The organism is Maribacter sedimenticola (genome assembly GCF_900188415.1).
GTDB classification, from domain to species: Bacteria; Bacteroidota; Bacteroidia; order Flavobacteriales; family Flavobacteriaceae; genus Maribacter; species Maribacter sedimenticola.
Map to the genome: position 1 here is coordinate 128,405 of NZ_FZNV01000006.1, position 22,538 is coordinate 150,942.

Below are 22,538 nucleotides of genomic sequence, written 5' to 3' on the forward strand. Positions count from 1 at the left end.
ATATTTAAAGCATGAACATTTATATTTTTGAAATCATTGGTACAGCAATGTTAATTTTAATTGGTAACGGTATTGTTGCCAATTTGGTATTAAAAGGAACCAAAGGAGGGGATTCCGGTTGGGTGGGTATATCCCTTGCGTGGGGTATAGCTGTATTTATAGGTGTTTTTATATCTGCTGATATTAGTGGTGCACACCTAAATCCGGCAGTAAGCATAGGGCTTGCCACAGCCGGTAAATTTTCATGGAATTTAGTGCCGGGATATATTGTAGCGCAAATCATTGGTGCAATGATCGGTAACCTTTTGGTTTGGTTGACCTATAAAAAGCAGTATGAAGCTACAGAAGATGAAAATGCAATATTGGCCACCTTTTCTACGGCACCAGCGATCAGAAGTCCGTTCTGGAATCTGGTTACGGAAATTATAGGTGCATTTGCCTTGGTATTTGGGGTATTCTATATAGCAGGCGGTTCCGTAGGTGATAATGCCGTATCGTTGGGTTCTTTGGACGCTTTGCCGGTAGCCCTTTTGGTAATGGGTATTGGCTTTGGACTTGGCGGTCCTACGGGATATGCCATTAATCCTGCACGTGATCTTGGCCCACGTCTAATGCACGCACTACTTCCTATAAAACACAAAGGAAAAAGTGATTGGGGCTATGCTTGGGTACCTGTTGTAGGGCCAATATTTGGTGGTGTTTTAGCAGCCCTACTTTACATGTTGATCGAGACTATTTAAATTAATAGCTATGAAAACAATATCTATATTTACCTGTTTTTTACTTTACATGAATAGCATTGCCCAAGAAATTATTGAACTGCCCTATTCCACAGACTCCCAAGTTACATGGCATACGGAGGAAAAAGAATTTTATTCAGAAATATGGCAAACCCAAGTGGTGACGAACGTATCCGTTCCCCGTTTAGAGATATATAAGGCCAATAACCCAAATGGTACGAGCGTCATAGTAGCCCCTGGCGGAGGACTTTATGGACTGAGTATAGAAAGTGAAGGCAGGGAAGTTGCAAAATGGTTAAATGATAGGGGTATTACTGCATTTGTCCTTAAGTATAGATTGGTACCCACAGGTGTAGATGGCATCAAGGAAATTAGTGATGAATCTGTCAGCAATCCTGCTAAAATTGGGGAGCGTGTAAAACCGGTCTTGCCCTTGTCCATTGCAGACGGGCTTGCGGCCGTAAATTATGTTAGGACCAACGCCAAAGAGCTTGGGCTAGACCCCAATAAAATTGGCTTTATGGGATTTTCCGCCGGTGGTGCGGTGACCATGGGCGTTACACTAAACTACACCATCGCAGATAGACCGGATTTTATAATTCCCGTCTATCCTTGGATGACCGTGGTAGGAGATTTTGAAGTTCCGGAAGATGCGCCGGCCATGTTGGTAATCTGTGCATCGGACGACCCCTTACAATTGGCAAAACCAAGTGCGGCATTGTATATGGCATGGTTGGAAAACAACAAAACCGCAGGATTGCACATGTATTCTAAAGGAGGGCATGGCTTTGGAATGAAAAAACAGGATTTGGCCTCAGATGATTGGATTGCCCAATTTTATTCATGGGCACTTACAGAGGGGTTTACCACGGTAAGTGCAAATTAACAAAAAACCGATATAAGATTTATGTATAGAACACCCTTTAAACTACTACATCTTTTAGCCTTTTGCATACTGTGCGGCACTTTTGGCACACAGGCACAATTAGAAAACAGTTTTAAGGATGAAGTAGCCCAGATCAATAAAAAATATGACTCTATTTGGGATTCACAAAGAGAGACCATTGTTTTCACAGGTAGTTCCAGTGTGCGTTTATGGAAAGGTCTGGAAGAGCGTTTTGCCGACCATCAAATTCTGAATACAGGATTTGGGGGCTCCCAATCATCTGACCTACTCTATTTTTTGGACACTTTGGTATTAAAATATAGCCCTAAAAAGGTATTTATTTATGAAGGCGACAATGATTTATGGGCCAAAAAAAGACCAAATCAAGTTATTGATACGACCGAAGAAATCATCCGTCGAATAAAAGCGCACAATCCAGGTACTAAGATTATATTGATAGCTGCAAAGCCCAGCATTAGTAGATGGAAGATACGTGGAAAATATAAACGGTTAAACAGAAAGATGGAACGCTTATCCGGCAAGGACACCAATTTATTTTTTGTAGACGTGTGGAACCCTATGCTGGAGAATAAAAAACTAAGAACCGATATTTTTATCGAAGATGGGCTACATATGAATCAAAAAGGATATGACATATGGTATAATGCCATGATAAACTTAGTCGAGAACCAATAATTAGAAATAATGATCAAAACCTTTAGCATAAGAAGTATTTGTTTTCTTGCAATTACTTTGATATGTATTGCCTGTACTGAAAAAAAGAAAGCACGTATACCAATGCCCACTACGGATTTATCCGTCAACAGCTTAATTCCCAAACCATTAAAGACAATACCAACAAACTCCGCCTTTGCCCTTGACCAATTTACGGCAATCTACACGTCAACAAATGCTATAGGATTTGAAGAGGTAGGAAAGTTCTTGTCCCAAAAATTGAACGACCATACCAAGTTGACCATTCCCGTTAATACCGAAGGCAACAATACGGTTGAAAGAATTATTTATATTAATCAATCTGATAGTTTGGAAATGGCTGCACCAGAAGCCTACCAATTATACATCAATCAAGATTCCATTATCATCAATGCCAACAATTCTGAAGGTGCCTTTAGGGGAATACAGACCCTGCGCCAATTAATTCCAATACAAAGCAATGACACCTTGGCACCACAACAGATTTGGCCGGTACCATCCGGTAAAATTTATGATAATCCCAATTTTGCATATAGAGGATCAATGCTTGATGTAGCTAGACATTTTTTTAGTGTAGAAGATGTTAAAAAATACATTGACCTATTGGCCTATTACAAGATAAATGTACTTCATTTACATTTGAGCGATGACCAAGGATGGAGAATAGAAATTAAATCTTGGCCCAAACTTACGGAAATTGGTGGGCAAACCGAGGTTGGTGGTGAATCTGGTGGATTCTACACCCAAGAAGAATATAAAGAGATCGTTGCGTATGCGGCAGAACGTTATATGACCATTGTACCTGAGATCGATATGCCTGGCCACACCAATGCAGCTTCTGTAGCCTATCCCTTTTTAAACGGAAACGGGAAGACCCCAAAACCATATGAAGGTACCCGAGTAGGCTTTAGCACGTTTGATACTAGAAAAGATACCGTGTATGCCTTTATAGATGATGTGGTTAGGGAAATTGCCGCAATTACACCCGGACCCTATTTTCATGTAGGTGGAGATGAAAGCCACGTTACCAAAAAGAACGATTACATTTATTTCATCAATAAAGTAGAGAAAATTGTTCAAAAGCATGGAAAGAGAATGATTGGTTGGGACGAAGTTGCCATAGCCAATGTAGATGAAACTTCCATTTCACAATGGTGGGCCAGTGAAGAAAATGCTAAAAAAGCGGTAGAAAAAGGGATGAAGGTAATAGTATCGCCTGCCAATAAAGCCTATTTGGATATGCAATATGATACCCTATCCAAATTTGGACTGCACTGGGCAGCATATATACCTGTGGATACGGCCTATACCTGGTCCCCTGAGGAATATGGAATTCCAAGGGAAAATATTCTAGGAGTGGAAGCCCCATTATGGTCAGAGACTATCAGTACAATTGATGAGCTGGAATATTTAGCTTTTCCAAGGATAATAGGGTACTCTGAACTTAGCTGGAGCATACCCGATAACAGAAATTGGGAAGATTACAAAGTCCGTCTTGCAGAACAGGCACCATTTCTTGACCGTATGGATGTTAAGTATTATCGTTCTCCTCTCATTGATTGGAAAAAGAGCGATTATACTTACGAAACCATAATAAAAGATTAATAGTTTAAAGCCTCGATTATAACGAGGCTTTTTTTGTTCTATTTGCCTTATTAGCGTGAATTTCCTTTAGTATAGAATTCAACGCATTGAAATCTATAGGTTTTTCCATATAGTCCATTACATTATCATAAGTTGCTGCCATGAGCCTATCTTCCGGTCTTCCAGAAGAGGTGGTAATGATTATGGGTACGTTGGAACAAAGGTTTTCACGTTCTTTCGCTTCCAAAAAGTCCCACCCGTCCAATACAGGCATATTCACATCAAGTAGTATGATATCGGGGCACATATTAGACCGTAAAAAATCCAAGCCTTCCTGTCCGTTAAGGGCCACGTTAATATTTTTAAATCCAAATTTTTCCAATGTGGATTTAGAAATGAAATTGGTGATTTCATCGTCTTCGATTATTAATATTTTTATCATTTTTATAAATATTCTAAATTATAATTGTATTCTAAATTCCGTTCCTTTATTCTTTTTACTGCTAACCTCTATCTTACCGCCGTTTTCACTAACGATGGAATTCATGATATAAAGTCCTATGCCCAACCCCTCTACATGGGTATGCATTCTTTTAAACAATAGAAATATTTTGTCTGCCAGATTTTGGTCAAAGCCCAGGCCGTTGTCCTTAAAGGTTAAAATGGTTTTTCCGTTTACTTTTTTAGTTGAGATACGAATACTTAATTTTCTATTGTGATGGCGGTACTTTAAAGCATTGGACATCAAATTTTGCAGTATACTCTCTAATTGTACCGGATTATATTCTATGCTAGGGCAGCTAGAAAAGTCTTCCTTTATAATAGTTCTTCCTTCAATAATTTCTTGAGAATGGCTTAACTTGATTTTACCGATCACATCGGCAAAAACCATTTCTTCTGTATACTCGCTAAAGTTCGATTTTATACTGATGACCTGGTTTAACGCTCTAATCTTGTCACACATAACTTTTGTAACGACCTGCATTTTCTCAACTACGGGATAAATTTCAGTCGAACCCGGATCGGCCGTCAAGACCATTTCCAGCAAGCTTTTTAAATTGGTAAGCGGAGCTCTAAGATCATGGGCGGCAACATAGGAAAAGTCCTTTAATTCCTGATTTTTACGTTGTAAATTTTGATTGACCTCCTTTAAGGAAGTTTGGGTACTTTTTAATTTGGCAATGGTTTCCACTAAACTAGTGACATCTAAGGTAGACACCCCTAAATATTCACCTATTTTAAAGGCCCTTACCATAAACTTAAATTCAACGTTGGCACCTTTGAACAATAGTTCGTCAAAACCAATTGGCACGCCGGTCTCTATAACCTTTTTGTAAGCATCATAGCGTTTGGTACCTTCCAGATAGGGAAAAATATCCAATAGATTTTTACCTATAAAATTTTCTTTGTTGATCCCTAAGGTTTTGGCACCTGCATGGTTTACGCCCACAAAATTCATATCACCATCCAAAATCACAAAAGGTGAATGGGCATTTTCAAAAAATGCACTTTTTATATCGTTGTTAATTTCGTCTATACTATTCTTGACCATTTTTACAAGTACTACATTGAACACTAATTTATAGTGCTAAGGTCTAGAGTATTACGTTGAATCTTTTGTGTTTTAGGTTATTTGAAAGGAAACTATCGGGGAATTACCGTTAACTGTCGTTGAAACCGTTTTATCGATAAACAAAAAAGCCTCGATTTATTAAAATCGAGGCTTTTTAAATTCTATTAGAGTATTGCTATTCTTCTTCAGAAGCTGCTTCCTTATCTTTCTCTTCGCTTGTAAAGTCCGTTATATCGTTATCAACCAGTATATTGTACCACTGTATTATTTTTTTGATATCACTTACATATACACGATCCTCATCATAATTAGGCAACACCTCAAAAAAGTATTCCTCTAATTTTATTTTTTCATCTTTATGGCCTACTGCAGTCTTACCCCCATTTTCTTTGGTCTGTATCTTTTGAAAAACCTCTCTTAAAGGTACTTCTTCCTCAAGGGTATAGATAGCTATTTCAGAAAGTACACTTACACTGCTACGTAGGCTTACCGTAACCCTCTTACCATCTAATAATGATTCCGCTACAAATCCTGTCCTGGTTTGTGTTATCAATTTATATAAACCTGGTTTTCCAGCAACGGACAATATTTTCTCTAAACCCATAGTATATTTTAAATTTAAGTCGACAAAGATTATACTTTTCTATTAATTACAAAGAGAATTAACGTCCTTTTTTTAAAGCTGGAAATTTCATTCTATAATCTACTGTAATCTTCCCCTTGGATATGTTTGTCAACCTGCCCTTTAACATTCTTTTCTTCAATGCAGATAATTTATCCGTAAAGAGAATACCTTCAATATGATCATACTCATGTTGTATAACCCTGGCCAAAAGACCATCAAAGGTTTTGGTATGCTGCTTGAAATTTTCATCTAAATAGGTTACCTGTATGGTACCTTTTCTATTTACATCCTCCCTAACATCCGGTATACTAAGGCAACCTTCGTTAAACGCCCATTCATCACCTGTTTCTTCGGTTATCTTGGCATTGATGAACACTTGTTTAAAATCCTTTAATTGTAGTTGCTCATCCTTTGTAAGGTCCTCATCATCTGAAAAAGGTGTGGTATCAACAAGGAATAAACGAATGGGAAGTCCAATTTGTGGCGCTGCAAGTCCTACTCCGCTAGCATTGTACATTGTTTCCCACATATTGGAAATCAACTCGTTTAATTTTGGATATTCCTTATCAATATCCGTAGCAACTTTTCTCAATACGGGATCACCGTATGCAATAATGGGTAAAATCATATTTACGCTTTAAATCTTGTTCTAATTACAGTTTTATCATTTAACCAACGAATCATATCAAAATACAAAAAACTTAGTTTGAATCTTTTTTTGCCGTTGGGTGCACTCCCTTTTTTCTTCAAAGGGTCTTTTATAAATTTTATATGCCGACGGTTGCATAAACCATCAATACGTTCAAATGAAAAAGACAATTTGTTCTTAAAATCCATTTCGTGAAACTCCTTAATGTCATTAGAAGTAACGTTACGCCGATCACATATGGTGTAAAAATAATTATCCTTGGACACTTTTAACATTCGTTGCTTTCTTCTCTCCCATTTTTCACGCGCCTCATTTTCATTGTCATAATGTTGAAAATGTATTTCAACATCGCCAAGTAAGCCTATAGGGTGGTTGTTATAAGCATCTGGATATTTAGAAATTTCAATAAACCTTAATTGCTTATGTATATATTCATCAAAATTACGCAGCAATTTCATGTAACAAGGGCCATATAGAAATAGTCCAACAAAAGGAGTATTATAAGGTTTTCCCAACCATTGATATGCTTGTCCTCCCCAGCAATTTCTAGAAATCAATACAAAATCCGTATTCCTTAATCTGTCCCGATCATTTTTTTGATAAAAGGAAGAGAATATTTTGCGGAATTTTCGCTTTATGAATATTTCCAATCGTTGCAACATCATATACCACTTTTTCCTAAATACGATTGTAAAATTATGGTTGCGCTGATTTCATCTATCAATGCCTTGTTTTTCCGTTGCTTCTTCTTTAGTCCGCCGTCAATCATGGTCTGGAAGGCCATTTTAGAGGTAAACCGCTCATCATGACGTTCTATTTCTATGGTAGGAAAAGTTGTTTTAAGCTTTTCTACAAAAGGTTGAATGTACATTTCAGATTCTGATGAGGAATTATCCATTTGTTTAGGCTCCCCTACTACGATCAATGAAACGTGTTCCTTCTTAAAATAATCGGTCAAAAAAGAAAAAATGTTGGAAGTCTCTACAGTAGTAAGACCAAATGCTATCATCCGCATTTCATCAGTTACCGCCAAGCCAATTCGCTTAGTTCCATAGTCAATTGCAAGAATCCTTCCCAAACTTAATTTTTGGCAAAAATAAAGGATAATTTGTTATATGTGCTTTTGCGAATGGTGAATTCATCTTCTTCAACTTATATTTGATAAAATTTTTGAAGAAAATGACAGAACTGAGAGCACATATTGAAAAAGCTTGGGATAACAGAGACCTATTAAAAGAGGCCGCCACCCAAGAACAAATTAGAAAAGTAATTAATTTATTGGATGCAGGCGAGCTTAGGTGTGCCGAACCAACAACCGATGGATGGCAGATTAACGAATGGGTCAAGAAGGCAGTGGTCATGTATTTTCCAATACAAAAAATGGAGACTCTGGAAGCCGGTATTTTTGAATACCATGATAAAATGCCATTGAAAAGAGGCTATGCCGAAAAAGGTATCCGTGTGGTGCCCAATGCCGTGGCAAGACATGGATCATATATTTCCGCAGGTACTATTTTAATGCCAAGTTATGTCAATATTGGTGCCTATGTAGATGAGGGCACTATGGTAGATACTTGGGCCACCGTTGGTAGTTGTGCCCAAATAGGCAAAAACGTTCATTTAAGTGGTGGTGTGGGTATTGGTGGGGTTCTGGAACCATTACAGGCTGCTCCGGTAATCATTGAGGACAATGCCTTTATAGGTTCTAGGTGCATTGTCGTTGAAGGCGTACGTGTGGAAAAAGAGGCCGTATTGGGCGCAAATGTAGTATTGACCGCTTCTACAAAGATTATTGATGTAACCGGTGAAACACCCGTGGAAAGAAAAGGGTTGGTACCTGCACGCTCTGTAGTTATTCCTGGAAGCTATACCAAAAAATTTCTGGCAGGAGAGTTTAATGTTCCCTGCGCGTTGATTATTGGAAAAAGAAAGGAAAGTACCAACAAAAAAACTTCACTTAATGACGCGTTGAGAGAATATGATGTTGCTGTTTAAATAATTAACAACTATATATCACCTCTCCAATTACCTGATTACCAACGGATAATTGGAGAGGTTTATTTTTTAGGCCATTTTGTTTGAAAATAAACGCAACCATTTAAAAAAATTACCTCTATATTATATGTAGGAACAAGCAAATGCTATATAGGGAATTTGTAAGAATTTTAGTCGTTTACACAATTTTTTAATTCCTTTTTTGTTATAACTTTGTTCACTCCGGTTTGAGTAAACCTACCAATTTGGAAATTTATGGTTACCGCAAAAGAAAAACTTACAGCATTGATCATCACATATAATGAAATGGGATACATTGAAAAATGTATAGAATCCGTTTCATTTGCAGATGAAATCATTGTTGTGGATTCTTTTAGTACGGATGGCACATATGAATTTTTAAAAAACCATCCAAAAGTAAAGGTAATACAGAACCCGTTTGAAAATTTCACTGCACAAAAATCATTTACTTTAAAACAGGCAACCAATGATTGGGTACTGTTTTTAGATGCAGATGAAATAGTGACCAGTGCATTGCAGCAGGAAATATTGACCACTATTTCCAGTAAAACGGAAATTTCCGCTTTTTGGTTCTACAGACAGTTCATGTTCAAAAATGAAAAGTTGAACTATAGCGGTTGGCAGACCGATAAGAATTATCGTCTTTTCAGAAAAAGCAAAGTAAAATTTTCCGACTGCAAAATAGTTCATGAAACATTGGATGTGAATGGCACATCTGGTATTCTCAAGGAAAAATTAGTGCACTATTGCTATAAAAATTACGAGGATTACAAAGGCAAAATGCTTAAATATGGTCGCTTAAAGGCCATTGAGTCTTTCTACAAAGAAAAGCAATACAATTATGTAAAAATGGTATTGAAGACCGGATGGAAATTCTTTAACCACTACATTTTGCGCTTAGGAGTCCTAGATGGCAAAAAAGGGTTTATCATTTGCTATCTTAATGCTTTGGGCGTACTTGAACGTTACAAGGAACTAAAGCGATTGGAACAAAAGAATGAATTGGCCTATTACTTGGTAATGCCGTAGAACGTCCACACCCGTTTCTCTTTCTTGGTAGTATTTCGTATTCCTACGTTTTTTGCGATAGACTCTGGGGTTTTATATCCTCTTTTATGGTCTAGGTGCACACAAACTGCACTATAACGAAGTTGTTTGGATTTAATACCAAAATTAAAGAGACGTTCCCCCAACTCCCTATCTTGACCACCGTATTGCATACGCTCATCAAAGCCATTGACGTTTACAATATCCTTTTTCCACCCAGATGAATTATGTCCGTTCCAACTGGCATTGGTAGGTGTTATCCAGTTTAATATTTTGGAAATAAACCCCTGGGCGGTCAGTTTATTGTTTTTAAATGTTTGGGGTATACCTTTTTCCTTGAGCCAGTGTATATTGAAACAACGTTGCTTTTCAATATCCTCTAGAGTGATAAGTTTTGAAATATTCATGGGAAGCATATAATATCCCCCAGATATAAAATATCCTGGTTCCTTGTTGATATAATGAACCTGCACAAAATCTTCCCTAGGGATACAATCCCCATCGGTCATTATAATGTAATCCGCGGTACACGCGGTAACCGCCTTGTTTAAAATTCTTGATTTTTGGAAACCATCATCTTCTTGCCACACATGAACAATAGGGTAATGCACCTTTTTGGACATTTCCGCGATGAGATTTTTTGTAGCCGGCCCGGAACCATCATCGGCAATAACGACCTCAAAATTTTTAAAGATCTGTTGTTCAAAGCCCCATAACACCTTTTTCAACCACTCTTCGGCATTATAGGTACTAACAATGATACTAATTTTAGGAATCTCCATGCTACTTGTAAATTACGGCAAAAATATAAAAGTCTTATCTATCTTTGATGCAGAAAAGACGGTCTAATTTTTAAAAGGACAAATTACAGCATTGTAAAATGAAGTTAAAAGAAATACCTGTATCAATTTACACCTCAGCCAAACTTTTAGCTATTTCCCCTTCTAGGATGAACAAGAAGGAAAAAGACCCTGTTCCCGTAATTGTTTCTTTGACTTCAATACCATCTAGATTAGGCACGCTCCATTTAACTATAAGGAGCCTACTAAATCAGGATATAAGACCTAAAAAAATAGTGTTATGGTTGCACCAGTCCTTGAAAACGGAGATTCCCAAACGACTATCACACTTAGAATCGGATATATTTGAAATAAAATATTCACATTTAACCTGCTCTCATCGTAAGTTAATCCATAGTCTGGAACATTATCCCAACGACACCATTGTTACGTGCGATGATGATATGATGTATAGAGAAAATTGGTTACAGTTGTTATATAAAGAACACAAGCTACATCCTAATACCATCATTGCAAACCAGACCAGATATATTACCTATAATGAAGAGGGACATGTACTACCTTATAAAAATTGGTTATATCCAAAACACAATTCTATCAATAGCACTGCAGTAATACCAATTGGAGCCGAGGGCGTACTATACCCTCCAAAAAGCCTTTCCGAGCAAGTAATGAATACAAGTCTATTTTTAAAACTTGCACCTAAGGCAGACGACCTGTGGTTCAAGGTAATGGCCGTACTTAATGAAACGCAAGCCAAATTGGCCGAAAATAGGACAAAAGCTCCCATACCTATTATTGGGTCACAAAAACAATCGCTTAAAAAATTAAATATTGGCGAGGATAAAAACAGGATACAATGGCGTGCACTGACCCAGCATTTCAATATAGAACCAGAAATATTTCTTTAATCTACAATTTACAATGACAGAGGAAATCAACAAATGCATAGAAGTTTTGGAAAACGGTGGACTTATCCTTTACCCAACTGATACCGTTTGGGGTATTGGTTGTGATGCTACCAATGCGGAAGCCGTAAAGAAAGTATATGCCTTAAAAGAACGTGATGACAGTAAGGCATTAATATGTTTGGTAGCCAATGATGCCATGTTGGAAAAACATGTTGAAAAAGTTCCTGAACTTGCCTATGATATAATTGATTTGGCCACCAAACCGACAACTATTATTTATGATAGACCGCGTGGGGTTGCCAAAAACCTCATTGCACCGGACAATACATTGGCCATCCGAGTTGCAACGGATAAATTCTGCCAATATCTTATTGGGAAATTTAAAAGACCTATCGTATCTACCTCGGCCAATATTTCGGGTCATCCCACACCAAAAAGTTTCCAAAATATAGAGGAAGCCATTTTAAAAGGTGTGGACTATGTGGTAAATTTGCATAGAGAGAAACAGAATAGTTCCTCATCATCGATCATTAGATTATCTAATGATAATACCGTGAAGATTATTCGAGAATAAAGACATGCAAGAGAGCTATATAGATGCTTTAAAAAATCCTATTTTTCAAACTATATCCCAAGCCGCAGAGGAACTTGCGGTAGATTGCTATGTTATTGGTGGTTTTGTCAGGGATTACTTTTTAGACAGGGACATGCCAAAAGATATTGATGTCGTGGCCATTGGTAGCGGTATTAAACTTGCTGAAAAAGTAGCTTCAAAACTGAACGGCAATCCACAGGTCTCCGTGTTCAAAAATTTTGGAACGGCCATGATAAAAAGTGAGGGCATTGAACTGGAGTTTGTTGGGGCCAGAAAAGAAAGCTATCAACGAGATAGCAGAAAGCCAATAGTAGAGGATGGCACTTTGCAGGACGATCAAAAAAGGCGCGACTTTACCATAAATGCATTGGCCCTCTCTTTGAACAAAGGTAATTATGGTTTCCTTGTCGATCCATTTAACGGAATGGAGGATTTAGGGAACAAGGTCATAAAAACGCCTTTAGCACCTGGCATAACATATTCTGATGACCCGTTGCGCATGATGAGGGCCATAAGGTTTGCCACACAATTAAATTTTCAGATTGCCTTGCCCTCATTACAGGCGATCACTGAACATAAGGAACGAATTAAAATAGTATCCAATGAACGTATATTGGACGAGCTCCATAAAATCATGCTTTGTCCAAAACCTTCGGTAGGATTATCACTGTTACATGAAACAGGGCTTTTACCCTATATTTTGCCTGAACTAACGGCATTACAGGGTATAGAAGAAATTGAGGGTCAAAAGCACAAAGATAATTTTTGGCATACATTAGAGGTCGTCGATAATATTGCTCAGGCCACGGATAATCTATGGTTACGATGGGCCGCCCTATTGCATGACATAGGAAAGGCACCAACCAAAAGGTTCCATAAAAAAATTGGTTGGACATTTCACGGGCATGAGTATGTGGGTTCCAAAATGGTTTACAAATTATTTAAGCGCCTTAGGATGCCCTTGAACGATAAAATGAAATTTGTTCAAAAAATGGTACTGATGAGCTCAAGACCAATTGTACTATCAGAAGATTATGTAACCGATTCTGCCGTACGCAGGCTTATTTTTGATGCCGGTGAATATGTAGAGGATTTAATGACACTATGCGAGGCGGATATAACCACCAAGAACCCAAAAAAACAACGTAAATACAGACAAAATTTTAAGGTCGTACGCCAAAAAATTGAAGAAGTAGAAGCTAGAGATCACGTAAGAAATTTTCAGCCACCAATAAGTGGAGAGGAAATCATGGCAACTTTTTCCTTAAAACCCTCAAAGGAAATTGGCATCATCAAGGAAGCAATCAAAGAAGCTATTTTGGAAGGAGAAATTTTAAATGAATATGAAGCGGCCAAAAAGTTTATGTATCTTAAGGGTAAAGAATTAGGACTAGAAATTTCAAAGTAGTATGGTCATTACGTTTAGAAGAATTGCAAAGATATCTTTAATCTTAGTTTATCTAGTAATTGTGGCCGGTGCGGTCGTTAGGATGACCGGTAGCGGCATGGGTTGTCCAGATTGGCCAAAATGTTTTGGTTTTTATATACCGCCAACAGAAGTTGAGGAATTACAATGGAAACCAAATAAATCCTTTGAAAAAGGTCAGGTAATCATTTGGCGCGAAACTTTACAGGTTGCGAAAAAATCCTTTACTACACAAAAAACGTTCAATCCAAACCATTGGGAATTGTACACCAAACATGATTATGCAGAATTTAATCCTTGGCATACTTGGATAGAATATATAAATAGATTGATAGGAGCGGTTGCAGGCCTGGCCACATTAATTTTGGCCATAGCATCCATAAAATATTGGAAAAAGAAAAAACGTATTCCAATATTTGCTTGGTTGGTTGTCTTTGGTATGGCCTTTCAAGCATGGTTGGGTGCTACGGTGGTATACTCCGTTCTAGAACCGGTGAAGATTACGGTACATATGTTTATGGCCTTGGTGATTGTAGCTTTGTTACTCTATATTATATATTTGGCCAATACCGAAAACAAGCATATTTACTACGATAACAACACCCTATATCTTTGCTTGTTTGCATTGGGCATTACCCTTGTTCAAATTATAATGGGTACGCAAGTAAGACAATTTATTGATGAGCAAATAGATATTTTTGGGTATGATGCCAAAAGTTCCTGGTTAAAGAATCCGGAACTTTTATTTTACATACACCGATCTTTTTCCATTTTGGTAATCGCCACCAATATTTATTTGGCCTATAGGATCACTAAATTGAACTTGGGCCATATTAAAATATACTGGGTACTTTTCTTGTTATGCGTTGAGGTCCTTACCGGTATGGCAATGAATTATCTTAATTTTCCGGTTACCAGTCAGCCGCTTCATCTGGTCATTGCGTCCATTCTCTTTGGGGTGCAGTTTTACATTGTTTTAGATGCATTGATGCCTAGAAAAACTCCAAAACTTCGTAACTTTGCCCTCCCACAAAAAAGACGGTATGATTTATAAAATTCGTATAATTTTAGATGCTGATGACGATATTTTCCGAGATTTGGAAATAGAATCGCATAATTCATTAGAAGATTTTCATAACGCCATTACACAGGCGTTTGGATTTCTGGGCAATGAAATGGCTTCTTTTTATACCTGTGACGAAGAATGGAGACAAGACGAGGAAATAGCACTTTTTGACATGAGCGAATCTGGATCTAATGTAAGGTTGATGAACGAAACCTTTTTAGAGGATATCATGACAGAAAAGAGTCCAAAATTAATCTATGTCTATGATTTTATGAACATGTGGACATTTTTTGTTGAATTGGCCGATATTGAAGAAAAAGAAGATGGTAGGGCCTATCCCAATGTATTGTTTTCCTTTGGCGAATTGCCCGAGACACCACCAGAAAAAAAGTTTGAGGCAGATGAAAGTGCTTTTGATTTTGATGATACCTTCGATAGTTATGACGACCTTGATTTCGATGAAAATTGGAACTAGGAACATGTACAACTTTCACAAGTTTTAAAAGCAGAACAACCCTTTAAACAAATACATTATATGATCAACTTATATGCAACCCAAATTGAAAGTATTTCTATTCATAGAGTTGGTAATAAAAATAAAAATGAGGGCATTTTCTTATCTGAGGAGCCTTTTAGACTTAATGATGAAACCACTGGTTTATTAAAGGAATATTTCTTTAAGCCTTTTCGTGAAAAGGAAGAAAATTATTATAAACTGGCCAATGAGGTAGATGTGGAGTTCAATGAGCTTCATAAGATTTCAAGTGCAATTTTTGCCGATCCTTCAACTGCGCACATAAATTCCAAAAAAATAGCCTCCTTACTTTTTGAACAATCCAACCACCCCCATATCAAGAGCGGAGAGGTTTATGTAGCTTATCTTACCGGTTTGCTTTTGGACAACAAAAAAGTAGATGCGTTGGGTATTTTCAAAAGTGAGCTTAAACATGATTTTATTCAGTTTGAGGAAAAAGATTCCAATTTGGATATCATTATACAACAAGGCATTAATATCAATAAATTGGATAAGGGTTGCTTAATTTTTAATGTCGATAAGGAAGAAGGTTATAAAGTATTGTCAGTAGACAGTAACAAATACGATACTAAATATTGGATAGAGAACTTTTTGGGTGTAGACCCCTTGGCCGATGACAATTTCAAGACCAAAAACTACCTTAAGTTCTGCCAAAATTTTGCCAAGGATGTGGTTCTTCCCGCAGAGGACAAACAACAAGAAGTGTTGTTCATGAACCGTGCGGTTAACCATTTTGCAAAAAATGATTCTTTTGAAGAATCCTCATTCTTGAACGAAGTCATGGAAAATCCGGAACTGATTCCGGAATTCAAACACTATAAAACGGAAAAAGGTCCTAAATACAGTATAGAGGATGTTTCTAATTTTGACATTGCCAACAAAGCAGTATCAGATGCCCGTAAAAAAATCAAGAATGTCATTAATTTAGATACCAATATTCAAATTAAATTGGATTTTATCAATCCTGAATCTGCAGAGAAATTCGTGGAAAAAGGATGGGATGAGGAAAGACAAATGTATTATTATTTGGTGTATTTCAACAAAGAACAGAAAAGTTAAATTGGTGCCTTTACTCAAATAAAGACCGCTATTCAATATATTATTGTATAGCGGTCTTTATTGTTTTTTAGAATTTAAGGTCAAATCTTGATGTTGTTCTCCATTATCTGTTTTAAACTAACATCCTCATAATTTCTTCTCACAAAATTGAGTGCCAGATCCAATACTTCGCCCATAGTGGTACAATTCTTAAAATCCATATCCATGGTCAGTTCCTCTATCTGGTCTCGCAACATTTTAATATTTTGATCGGTAGATATTACATCTGTTTTACATATGGCCCTAAGTTTCTTTATTCTGTTCCCGGAACTTAAGATACGTTTGGCCACCATGGAACGTTCTTCCAGTTTATATTGATCTACGGAATCCCTCGTTAATTTGTTCCTGACCAACTCTACCATTTTATAGTTCTCCTTAAAGAACTGTGGTCTATATATTTTTAGCTTTCCTTCAAAGCATTGTTGATCAAAATCTATTGCCCGTATTTTGTATACTACATGATCAAAATCATGGGTTGGTACAATAACGTAATTGTATGACCGCATGTCTCCCAACAGCCTTATCATGCACCGTTCGTTAAATTTTACGAACTCCTTGGCCAATTGGGCCTTTTCTGGCTCTGTACATTTGGGTAACATTGTTTTTATAAACTCATCTCCGGGAATGCCTGCAATATGTTCCTCTATCAATGTATCCTTATATACTAAAAAGTTAAGGTTATAGGGAGATAGCATATGTTCTAGCTCCAACCCATAGATACGGGAAGCATCTGTCTTTTTAATATAGAAATAGGTGAAATTGTCGTTCAATATATTCCTGATTTTTATCCGGAACGGTTTAGAATTACCAAAAGTGCAAAAATCGACTGCATCTACATTGAGGTATTGATTAATATTATTACTACCATCGGAATGTAAAATGGAATACACTTTTTTAAGGGAATCATCTATTTCCTTTCTATCATATTCAGAATAATATACCCTGATCCATAATGTATCCTCGTCCTCATTGTCATATACTACTACAGATCCGGAAAAACGAAGCAAGTCTTCGTAAAAGATAGGAATTTCCGTTTTTCTGCTATAATGTTCCAAATAGCCATCCAGGGCCTCACTAACGGGATATGCCGGTTTCTTTTTAGACATTAAACGTTCTTCTGACATACTATTGATATAAATTACTAAGGTATAACTTGTAACAAAGTTAGGCTTTCTTCGTCAACTAGGTATATCAATCAAAAAACATCAACCTATTTTGAATTCTATACTGACCGTACACAACCTCACCAAAAAATTTGGGTCGCTTACAGCCGTTAAAGATTTATCGTTCACCATTGAGAAAGGTAACGTTTATGGTATTCTAGGCCCTAACGGTAGCGGAAAATCCACCACATTGGGCATTGTTTTAAATGTAGTGAACAGAACCAGCGGCGAATTTGCCTGGTTCAATGGCGCATTGTCAACACACAATGCCCTGAAAAAAGTAGGTGCCATTATAGAACGACCCAACTTTTATCCCTACATGACCGCGGTACAGAACCTTAAACTGGTATGTAAAATAAAGGAAGTAAAAGAAGACAAAATCGAGGAGAAATTAGATCTGGTTGGCCTTTTGGACAGGAAAGACAGTAAGTTCAAAACTTTTTCCTTAGGAATGAAGCAACGTTTGGCCATAGCCTCCGCCCTACTTAATGACCCGGAGATACTAATATTGGACGAACCAACCAACGGTTTGGACCCACAGGGTATTCATCAAATTAGGGAAATTATAAAAACCATAGCCGCCCAGGGCACTACCATACTTTTAGCCTCCCATCTATTGGACGAAGTGGAAAAAGTCTGCAGTCATGTTATCATACTAAGAAAGGGTGTAAAATTATATTCTGGTAGGGTGGACAGTCTTCAGGCCAGTTTTGGCTTCTTTGAATTAAAGACGACCAACATGGACGCATTGACCGCATATTTAGAATCCAATTCTAATTTTGGGGAGGTTAAACACTCCAACGGATTGATAACAGCATTTCTAACCGCAGAGTTGGATGCACAGACATTGAACAAATTACTATTTGAAAACGGCATTGTGGTATCTCACCTTGTCAAGAGAAAAGAAAGTTTGGAAGAGCAGTTTTTACAACTAACCAAAAATGCAACCGCCTAAAACACAACCAATGATACGTTTACTACAAATAGAATTTATAAAATTATGGAACAACAGGGCCAGCAAGGTACTGATCATTTCCTATTTTGCCCTTTTGACTTCCATTGCGCTGTTTGCGGCCATAAAATTTGATATAGGTCCCGTACAGTTTCATTTGGCGGACCAAGGTATTTTCAACTTTCCCTATATATGGCATTTCAATACCTTCATAACGGCTTTTTTTAAATTGTTTTTAGCAATTGTTATTGTGAGTATGATGTCTAACGAATACAGCAATAAGACCATAAAACAGAATTTGATAGACGGCTTGTCCAAAAAAGAATTTATCCTGTCCAAATTTTTGACCGTAATTTCATTTTCACTGATATCCACAATATTCGTATTTGTAGTATCCTTAATATTGGGCTTGGTATATAGTGATTACAATGAGTTTATGATCATAGTTACAGATTTAAAATTTCTTCCCATTTTCTTCATTAAACTCATGGGCTTTTTCTCATTCTGCCTCTTCTTGGGTATTTTGGTAAAGCGTTCCGCGTTTGCCTTGGGCTTCTTGATTTTATGGCAAGTTTTTGAAGGTATTTTTAGGGGAATATTACGTTGGAAATTTTTTGATGAAGAAACCACGGATATCATTATGAATTTCTTTCCGCTACAATCAATGTTCAATCTTATAAAAGAACCGTTCTCCAGATTGGGCGCTGTGCAATCCGTAGCCAACCAAATAGGTACCGAGGTTGCCCTGAATTATAACACCTACTGGTATGAAGTACTCATTGTACTGGTATGGACGGCATTGTTTGTGTATTTATCATATGCCCTACTTAAAAAACGTGATCTTTAATTTCAGTTCCTACATCGACCTTAAGACTTATTTAAACAGAATTGTAAAGACATAATTTTCTTTTTATAGTATATTGTAGTGATTACGAGCACGCTATGAAAACAAAACAGGACTTGGAACTATCCAGAATATTGGCTATGCCCTTATTTTTCCTGATGTTATGTATGAGCTCCTTATGTATTGCCCAAGAATGTCCTAAATTGTTAAGTCCATTGGATGGAGCTACCCAGGTAGATGTCAATACTACAATCAATTGGGAACCAATAACCGGGGTTCCGGGTTATATACTATCCATTGGTACCACCCCTGGCGGAACAAATCTCTTAAACGAAAAAAATGTTGGAGCATCCACTACCTATTCGCCGCCTTTGGGTCTTCCTGAAAATACAGAGGTATACGTAACCATATCGCTCTTTTTCTTTAATAGGCCTACCGTAGTGTGCGAAACGCAAAGATTTACAACTGGCCCATTAACCGAAATTCCACAGTGCACCACCCTTCAGATGCCTTTAAATAACGCAAACAATGTAAACCCTGCAACGAATATTATATGGGCGGCTTCACCAAACGCTACCGGATACAGAATAAGCATTGGTACTACAATGAATGGCAGGGAAATTATAGACAATCTGGATGTTGCAAATGCCTTGACCTATAACCCGGTCAATGATTTTCCGGCGGAAACGACCCTTTACATAACAATTTTACCCTACAACAGGTTGGGAACAGCAATAAATTGCACCGCGTTCAACTTTATAACGGCGCCAGAAGCACAACTACCCAATTGTTCCAGTTTGATTACTCCTTTGGACGGAGAGACCAATGTTCCCCTCAGCCCGTTTCTGGAATGGACCCCTGTTGAAAATGCTACCGGCTATAGGATAACTATTGGCACTTCTCCTTTTGACAGTAACATTTTAGACAATGCAATATTTTACAAAACGTCTACCGTAATTATTGATTTTGAACCCAACCGAACTTTCTTCGTAACCATTACTCCATTTAATCAAGCAGGTGATGCCCTTGGTTGCCCTCAAGAAACCTTTTCCACTTTAATTGGATGTGGCCCCTATTATGATATGGTTTCAGGGGAACTGACCGTACTTAATCCAGAATTTACCCTTCCTGAAAAAATTGCGCTCTGCAGTAATACCTCCAATAATACCATTACTGCACCAATAAATGCAGATGGTTATAGATGGTACAAAGTGGAAGAGAACGGAAGGGAGACCTTGTTAAGCACGACCAAAGAAATTATAATCCTAGAAGAGGGCAACTATGCCTTGGAGGCCTTCAATATTATTAATGATGCCAATAATACGTTTGAATGCGCCACAACTACCTATTTTGAAGTAGAAATTTCTGTCCAACCAACCATCAAGGATGTGGTGGTAACCCAACAAGCCAATTCTTTAAGCTATGAAATAATGACCGATAACGTAGGAGATTATGAATATAGTTTGGATAATGAGCAGGGACCTTATCAAGATATAAATTTATTCAGCGGACAGTCATTAGAAACACACATTGTGTATGTACGCGATAAAAATGGATGCGGTACAGCATCTAGAATATTGGAATATGATCCTACAATCAATGGATTTCCTGATTTTTTTACACCAAATGGTGATGGAATCAATGATTTGTGGAACTATCTACCCGTATTAGAATTAAATAATGACAAGATTGCTACTGTTCATATTTTTGATAAGTATGGCAATCTGATCTTTATCTTCAACTCCGACTCCAATGGTTGGGACGGTTCTTATAATGGCAAACAATTGCCTGAAGCAGATTATTGGTTTAAGGCCCAAATGTTCTCCAACAAAATATTCAAAGGCCATTTTTCATTGAAAAGGTAATATTATGAACAAAAAATACATTTTGTTTATTATTTACATAGGGTTTGGCCTCAATATGTCGCTTAGCTTGGCCCAAGAATGCCCTACAATGACTTCCCCTTTGGATGGTGACATCAATGTACCTTTGGACAACCTGATTACCTGGACAGAAGTAGACGGAATTATTGGGTATTTGGTTTCTTTGGGAACAACCCCTGGCGGAGGTGAAATTATCAATAGAAGGTCATCTGGACTGAATAATTATTATCAGCCGGAAATAGGCTTACCCGCCAATACACGTATCTACGTAACCATTAGTCTTTTTTTGCCCGATGCACCTATCAAGGTATGCCCCTTAAAAGTTTTTGATACCGCATCTATTTCCGAACCTCCAAATTGTACCACATTGGCCTCTCCATTAAATGGCGAATCTGAAGTTAGGGTAGATACAAATATTAAATGGAACTATGCCTATGGAGCCACCAACTACAGTATATCAATTGGTGAAAGCCCAGGTAATTATAACATTATCGAAAACCACGAAACCGGAAACACTCTTTTTTACAGGGCAGACCAAAATTTTGCCTTAGATCAGACCATATATGTAAGGGTCGTTCCACTTAATGAGTACGGTATGGCGCTCAACTGTACGGAAGAATCCTTTACTACGGGGGTGCCCACCGTACAATGCAACACCAATGATTTTCCTTCTATTTCCATGCCGGACAAGATACCATTCTGTACATCCGCTCCAAATGCTATTTACACGGCCAATGATATCGCAAGGGGATATAGATGGTATAAATTAAATGAAAACGGCACTGAACAAGTCATATCCAATACGGCAAGTATGGAATATAACGAAGTAGGGTTCTACAGGTTGGAATTGTTCAATACCGTATCTGAATTTGGAGCCACTATAGAATGTCCGGTCAGTAAAATATTCGAAGTTGTCAATTCAGACATACCGGTAATTGAAAATGTTATAATTTCAAGGGATGCCGATCAATACCGGATAGAAGTCGTGGCAACAAGTCCAACCCCCGTTGAATATTCATTGGAAAGTGCTGACTTTGGATTTCAGGATAGCCCTGTTTTTATAGGTATTGCCCCTGGAGACCGTATTGTATATGTTCGGGATAAACTAGGGTGTGGCCTAAGTAAGCGACCCGTGGAAGAAAAATTGGAACCGAAGGATTTCCCGGCATTTTTTACGCCCAATGGAGACAACATTAATGATTATTGGAACATTACCGAGGAGAAGCGCAAAAAGGACCCTAACATTGAATATATTCATATTTTCGATAGGTATGGTAACTTATTGGCACAGGTAAATCCACAAACAAATGGGTGGGACGGTACTTTTAATGGTAAGGATGCACCCGAGGCTGATTATTGGTTTAAGGCCCAAATGTTCTCCAACAAAATGATTAAGGGACATTTTAGCCTAAAACGTTAACCTAGACAAAT

The 22,538-nt window shown here is 37.5% G+C and carries 24 protein-coding genes; 16 read left to right on the forward strand and 8 right to left on the reverse strand.

Translation table 11 applies throughout. The annotated features are described in order from the left end of the window. Window positions 1-11 precede the first annotated feature (11 nt). The 4 genes from CHB68_RS15140 to CHB68_RS15155 are packed head-to-tail and all read left to right on the forward strand — an operon-like array spanning window position 12 to window position 3,945. The gene (locus CHB68_RS15140; protein WP_089262144.1) at window positions 12-740 is read left to right on the forward strand and encodes an MIP/aquaporin family protein; all 729 of its coding nucleotides are present in this window, start codon (window positions 12-14) and stop codon (window positions 738-740) included. A 10-nt stretch (window positions 741-750) separates the two neighbouring features. Next, window positions 751-1,626: an alpha/beta hydrolase gene (locus tag CHB68_RS15145; RefSeq protein ID WP_089262146.1), complete on the forward strand. Its 876-nt coding sequence runs from the start codon at window positions 751-753 to the stop codon at window positions 1,624-1,626. A 21-nt stretch (window positions 1,627-1,647) separates the two neighbouring features. Beyond that, on the forward strand, window positions 1,648-2,322 hold the full coding sequence (locus tag CHB68_RS15150) for an SGNH/GDSL hydrolase family protein (protein ID WP_089262148.1): 675 nt from the start codon (window positions 1,648-1,650) through the stop codon (window positions 2,320-2,322). Between the two features lie 9 nt (window positions 2,323-2,331). Beyond that, entirely contained in the window at window positions 2,332-3,945 is a 1,614-nt protein-coding gene (locus tag CHB68_RS15155) for a family 20 glycosylhydrolase (protein WP_089262150.1), read from the forward strand. Window positions 3,946-3,961: 16 nt separating this feature from the next. On the opposite strand, the gene CHB68_RS15160 is transcribed toward CHB68_RS15155, so the two are convergent. The 6 genes from CHB68_RS15160 to ruvX all read right to left on the reverse strand — a co-directional run bounded on the left by CHB68_RS15160 (window position 3,962) and on the right by ruvX (window position 7,849). After that, window positions 3,962-4,366 (reverse strand): response regulator, encoded by a 405-nt coding sequence (locus tag CHB68_RS15160; RefSeq protein ID WP_089262152.1) that lies wholly within the window; start codon window positions 4,364-4,366, stop codon window positions 3,962-3,964. 18 nt (window positions 4,367-4,384) lie between these two features. Beyond that, complete coding sequence (locus CHB68_RS15165) at window positions 4,385-5,476, reverse strand: PAS domain-containing sensor histidine kinase (protein WP_089262154.1); 1,092 nt, start codon at window positions 5,474-5,476, stop codon at window positions 4,385-4,387. A gap of 196 nt (window positions 5,477-5,672) precedes the next feature. Next, window positions 5,673-6,101: a DUF5606 family protein gene (locus tag CHB68_RS15170; RefSeq protein WP_089262156.1), complete on the reverse strand. Its 429-nt coding sequence runs from the start codon at window positions 6,099-6,101 to the stop codon at window positions 5,673-5,675. A gap of 58 nt (window positions 6,102-6,159) precedes the next feature. Further along, complete coding sequence (def, locus tag CHB68_RS15175) at window positions 6,160-6,750, reverse strand: peptide deformylase (RefSeq protein ID WP_089262158.1); 591 nt, start codon at window positions 6,748-6,750, stop codon at window positions 6,160-6,162. Window positions 6,751-6,752: 2 nt separating this feature from the next. Next, the gene (locus CHB68_RS15180; protein WP_089262160.1) at window positions 6,753-7,436 is read right to left on the reverse strand and encodes a DUF1919 domain-containing protein; all 684 of its coding nucleotides are present in this window, start codon (window positions 7,434-7,436) and stop codon (window positions 6,753-6,755) included. Next, a complete protein-coding gene (gene ruvX / locus CHB68_RS15185; protein WP_089262162.1) occupies window positions 7,433-7,849 on the reverse strand; it encodes a Holliday junction resolvase RuvX in 417 nt (138 codons plus the stop codon). Before ruvX ends, CHB68_RS15180 begins: the two co-directional genes overlap by 4 nt. Before the next feature lie 101 nt (window positions 7,850-7,950). On the opposite strand from ruvX, the gene CHB68_RS15190 reads away from it, so the two are divergent. Further along, window positions 7,951-8,766: a 2,3,4,5-tetrahydropyridine-2,6-dicarboxylate N-succinyltransferase gene (locus CHB68_RS15190; RefSeq protein ID WP_089262164.1), complete on the forward strand. Its 816-nt coding sequence runs from the start codon at window positions 7,951-7,953 to the stop codon at window positions 8,764-8,766. A gap of 255 nt (window positions 8,767-9,021) precedes the next feature. Next, window positions 9,022-9,816, forward strand: coding sequence for a glycosyltransferase family 2 protein (locus CHB68_RS15195; protein ID WP_089262166.1), 795 nt, complete (start codon window positions 9,022-9,024; stop codon window positions 9,814-9,816). Here the strand turns inward: CHB68_RS15195 and CHB68_RS15200 are convergent. Continuing rightward, entirely contained in the window at window positions 9,798-10,616 is an 819-nt protein-coding gene (locus tag CHB68_RS15200) for a glycosyltransferase family 2 protein (protein WP_089262168.1), read from the reverse strand. The two genes, CHB68_RS15195 and CHB68_RS15200, sit on opposite strands and share 19 nt — an antisense overlap. A 98-nt stretch (window positions 10,617-10,714) precedes the next feature. On the opposite strand from CHB68_RS15200, the gene CHB68_RS15205 reads away from it, so the two are divergent. From CHB68_RS15205 to CHB68_RS15230, 6 genes are read left to right on the forward strand one after another with little or no spacing between them, the layout of a single operon-like run. Then, window positions 10,715-11,545 (forward strand): zinc-binding alcohol dehydrogenase, encoded by an 831-nt coding sequence (locus tag CHB68_RS15205; RefSeq protein WP_089262170.1) that lies wholly within the window; start codon window positions 10,715-10,717, stop codon window positions 11,543-11,545. Window positions 11,546-11,558: 13 nt separating this feature from the next. Next, entirely contained in the window at window positions 11,559-12,119 is a 561-nt protein-coding gene (locus CHB68_RS15210) for an L-threonylcarbamoyladenylate synthase (protein ID WP_089262172.1), read from the forward strand. Window positions 12,120-12,123: 4 nt separating this feature from the next. Then, window positions 12,124-13,548 (forward strand): CCA tRNA nucleotidyltransferase, encoded by a 1,425-nt coding sequence (locus CHB68_RS15215; protein ID WP_089262174.1) that lies wholly within the window; start codon window positions 12,124-12,126, stop codon window positions 13,546-13,548. A 1-nt stretch (window position 13,549) separates the two neighbouring features. Continuing rightward, the gene (locus tag CHB68_RS15220; RefSeq protein ID WP_089262176.1) at window positions 13,550-14,620 is read left to right on the forward strand and encodes a COX15/CtaA family protein; all 1,071 of its coding nucleotides are present in this window, start codon (window positions 13,550-13,552) and stop codon (window positions 14,618-14,620) included. After that, window positions 14,610-15,107, forward strand: a complete 498-nt coding sequence (locus tag CHB68_RS15225) for an IS1096 element passenger TnpR family protein (RefSeq protein WP_089262178.1) — start codon at window positions 14,610-14,612, stop codon at window positions 15,105-15,107. Before CHB68_RS15220 ends, CHB68_RS15225 begins: the two co-directional genes overlap by 11 nt. A gap of 60 nt (window positions 15,108-15,167) precedes the next feature. Further along, a complete protein-coding gene (locus CHB68_RS15230) occupies window positions 15,168-16,226 on the forward strand; it encodes a nucleoid-associated protein (protein ID WP_089262180.1) in 1,059 nt (352 codons plus the stop codon). Between the two features lie 80 nt (window positions 16,227-16,306). Here the strand turns inward: CHB68_RS15230 and CHB68_RS15235 are convergent, their stop codons facing one another. Further along, window positions 16,307-17,389, reverse strand: coding sequence for a hypothetical protein (locus CHB68_RS15235; RefSeq protein WP_089262182.1), 1,083 nt, complete (start codon window positions 17,387-17,389; stop codon window positions 16,307-16,309). A gap of 91 nt (window positions 17,390-17,480) precedes the next feature. Here CHB68_RS15235 and CHB68_RS15240 point away from each other — a divergent pair, with 91 nt between their 5' ends. The 4 genes from CHB68_RS15240 (at window position 17,481) to CHB68_RS15255 (ending at window position 22,527) form a co-directional block, all read left to right on the forward strand. After that, window positions 17,481-18,383, forward strand: a complete 903-nt coding sequence (locus tag CHB68_RS15240; RefSeq protein ID WP_089262184.1) for an ABC transporter ATP-binding protein — start codon at window positions 17,481-17,483, stop codon at window positions 18,381-18,383. A gap of 10 nt (window positions 18,384-18,393) precedes the next feature. Further along, complete coding sequence (locus tag CHB68_RS15245) at window positions 18,394-19,227, forward strand: ABC transporter permease (protein WP_089262224.1); 834 nt, start codon at window positions 18,394-18,396, stop codon at window positions 19,225-19,227. Window positions 19,228-19,322: 95 nt separating this feature from the next. Beyond that, on the forward strand, window positions 19,323-21,089 hold the full coding sequence (locus CHB68_RS15250) for a T9SS type B sorting domain-containing protein (RefSeq protein ID WP_089262186.1): 1,767 nt from the start codon (window positions 19,323-19,325) through the stop codon (window positions 21,087-21,089). Window positions 21,090-21,093: 4 nt separating this feature from the next. Continuing rightward, a complete protein-coding gene (locus CHB68_RS15255; protein WP_089262188.1) occupies window positions 21,094-22,527 on the forward strand; it encodes a T9SS type B sorting domain-containing protein in 1,434 nt (477 codons plus the stop codon). Window positions 22,528-22,538: the final 11 nt, after the last annotated feature.

What these genes read in the sequence shown, in the direction of transcription:
- CHB68_RS15250 (WP_089262186.1), top strand. Translation starts at nt 19,323, where the DNA reads ATGAAAACAAAACAGGACTTGGAACTATCCAGAATATTGGCTATGCCC.
- CHB68_RS15170 (WP_089262156.1), bottom strand. Translation starts at nt 6,101, where the DNA reads ATGGGTTTAGAGAAAATATTGTCCGTTGCTGGAAAACCAGGTTTATAT.
- CHB68_RS15195 (WP_089262166.1), top strand. Translation starts at nt 9,022, where the DNA reads ATGGTTACCGCAAAAGAAAAACTTACAGCATTGATCATCACATATAAT.
- CHB68_RS15190 (WP_089262164.1), top strand. Translation starts at nt 7,951, where the DNA reads ATGACAGAACTGAGAGCACATATTGAAAAAGCTTGGGATAACAGAGAC.
- CHB68_RS15245 (WP_089262224.1), top strand. Translation starts at nt 18,394, where the DNA reads ATGATACGTTTACTACAAATAGAATTTATAAAATTATGGAACAACAGG.
- CHB68_RS15200 (WP_089262168.1), bottom strand. Translation starts at nt 10,616, where the DNA reads ATGGAGATTCCTAAAATTAGTATCATTGTTAGTACCTATAATGCCGAA.
- CHB68_RS15225 (WP_089262178.1), top strand. Translation starts at nt 14,610, where the DNA reads ATGATTTATAAAATTCGTATAATTTTAGATGCTGATGACGATATTTTC.
- CHB68_RS15230 (WP_089262180.1), top strand. Translation starts at nt 15,168, where the DNA reads ATGATCAACTTATATGCAACCCAAATTGAAAGTATTTCTATTCATAGA.
- CHB68_RS15255 (WP_089262188.1), top strand. Translation starts at nt 21,094, where the DNA reads ATGAACAAAAAATACATTTTGTTTATTATTTACATAGGGTTTGGCCTC.
- CHB68_RS15180 (WP_089262160.1), bottom strand. Translation starts at nt 7,436, where the DNA reads ATGATGTTGCAACGATTGGAAATATTCATAAAGCGAAAATTCCGCAAA.
- CHB68_RS15150 (WP_089262148.1), top strand. Translation starts at nt 1,648, where the DNA reads ATGTATAGAACACCCTTTAAACTACTACATCTTTTAGCCTTTTGCATA.
- CHB68_RS15155 (WP_089262150.1), top strand. Translation starts at nt 2,332, where the DNA reads ATGATCAAAACCTTTAGCATAAGAAGTATTTGTTTTCTTGCAATTACT.
- CHB68_RS15235 (WP_089262182.1), bottom strand. Translation starts at nt 17,389, where the DNA reads ATGTCAGAAGAACGTTTAATGTCTAAAAAGAAACCGGCATATCCCGTT.
- CHB68_RS15220 (WP_089262176.1), top strand. Translation starts at nt 13,550, where the DNA reads ATGGTCATTACGTTTAGAAGAATTGCAAAGATATCTTTAATCTTAGTT.
- CHB68_RS15210 (WP_089262172.1), top strand. Translation starts at nt 11,559, where the DNA reads ATGACAGAGGAAATCAACAAATGCATAGAAGTTTTGGAAAACGGTGGA.
- CHB68_RS15145 (WP_089262146.1), top strand. Translation starts at nt 751, where the DNA reads ATGAAAACAATATCTATATTTACCTGTTTTTTACTTTACATGAATAGC.
- CHB68_RS15205 (WP_089262170.1), top strand. Translation starts at nt 10,715, where the DNA reads ATGAAGTTAAAAGAAATACCTGTATCAATTTACACCTCAGCCAAACTT.
- CHB68_RS15140 (WP_089262144.1), top strand. Translation starts at nt 12, where the DNA reads ATGAACATTTATATTTTTGAAATCATTGGTACAGCAATGTTAATTTTA.
- def (WP_089262158.1), bottom strand. Translation starts at nt 6,750, where the DNA reads ATGATTTTACCCATTATTGCATACGGTGATCCCGTATTGAGAAAAGTT.
- CHB68_RS15165 (WP_089262154.1), bottom strand. Translation starts at nt 5,476, where the DNA reads ATGGTCAAGAATAGTATAGACGAAATTAACAACGATATAAAAAGTGCA.
- CHB68_RS15160 (WP_089262152.1), bottom strand. Translation starts at nt 4,366, where the DNA reads ATGATAAAAATATTAATAATCGAAGACGATGAAATCACCAATTTCATT.
- CHB68_RS15215 (WP_089262174.1), top strand. Translation starts at nt 12,124, where the DNA reads ATGCAAGAGAGCTATATAGATGCTTTAAAAAATCCTATTTTTCAAACT.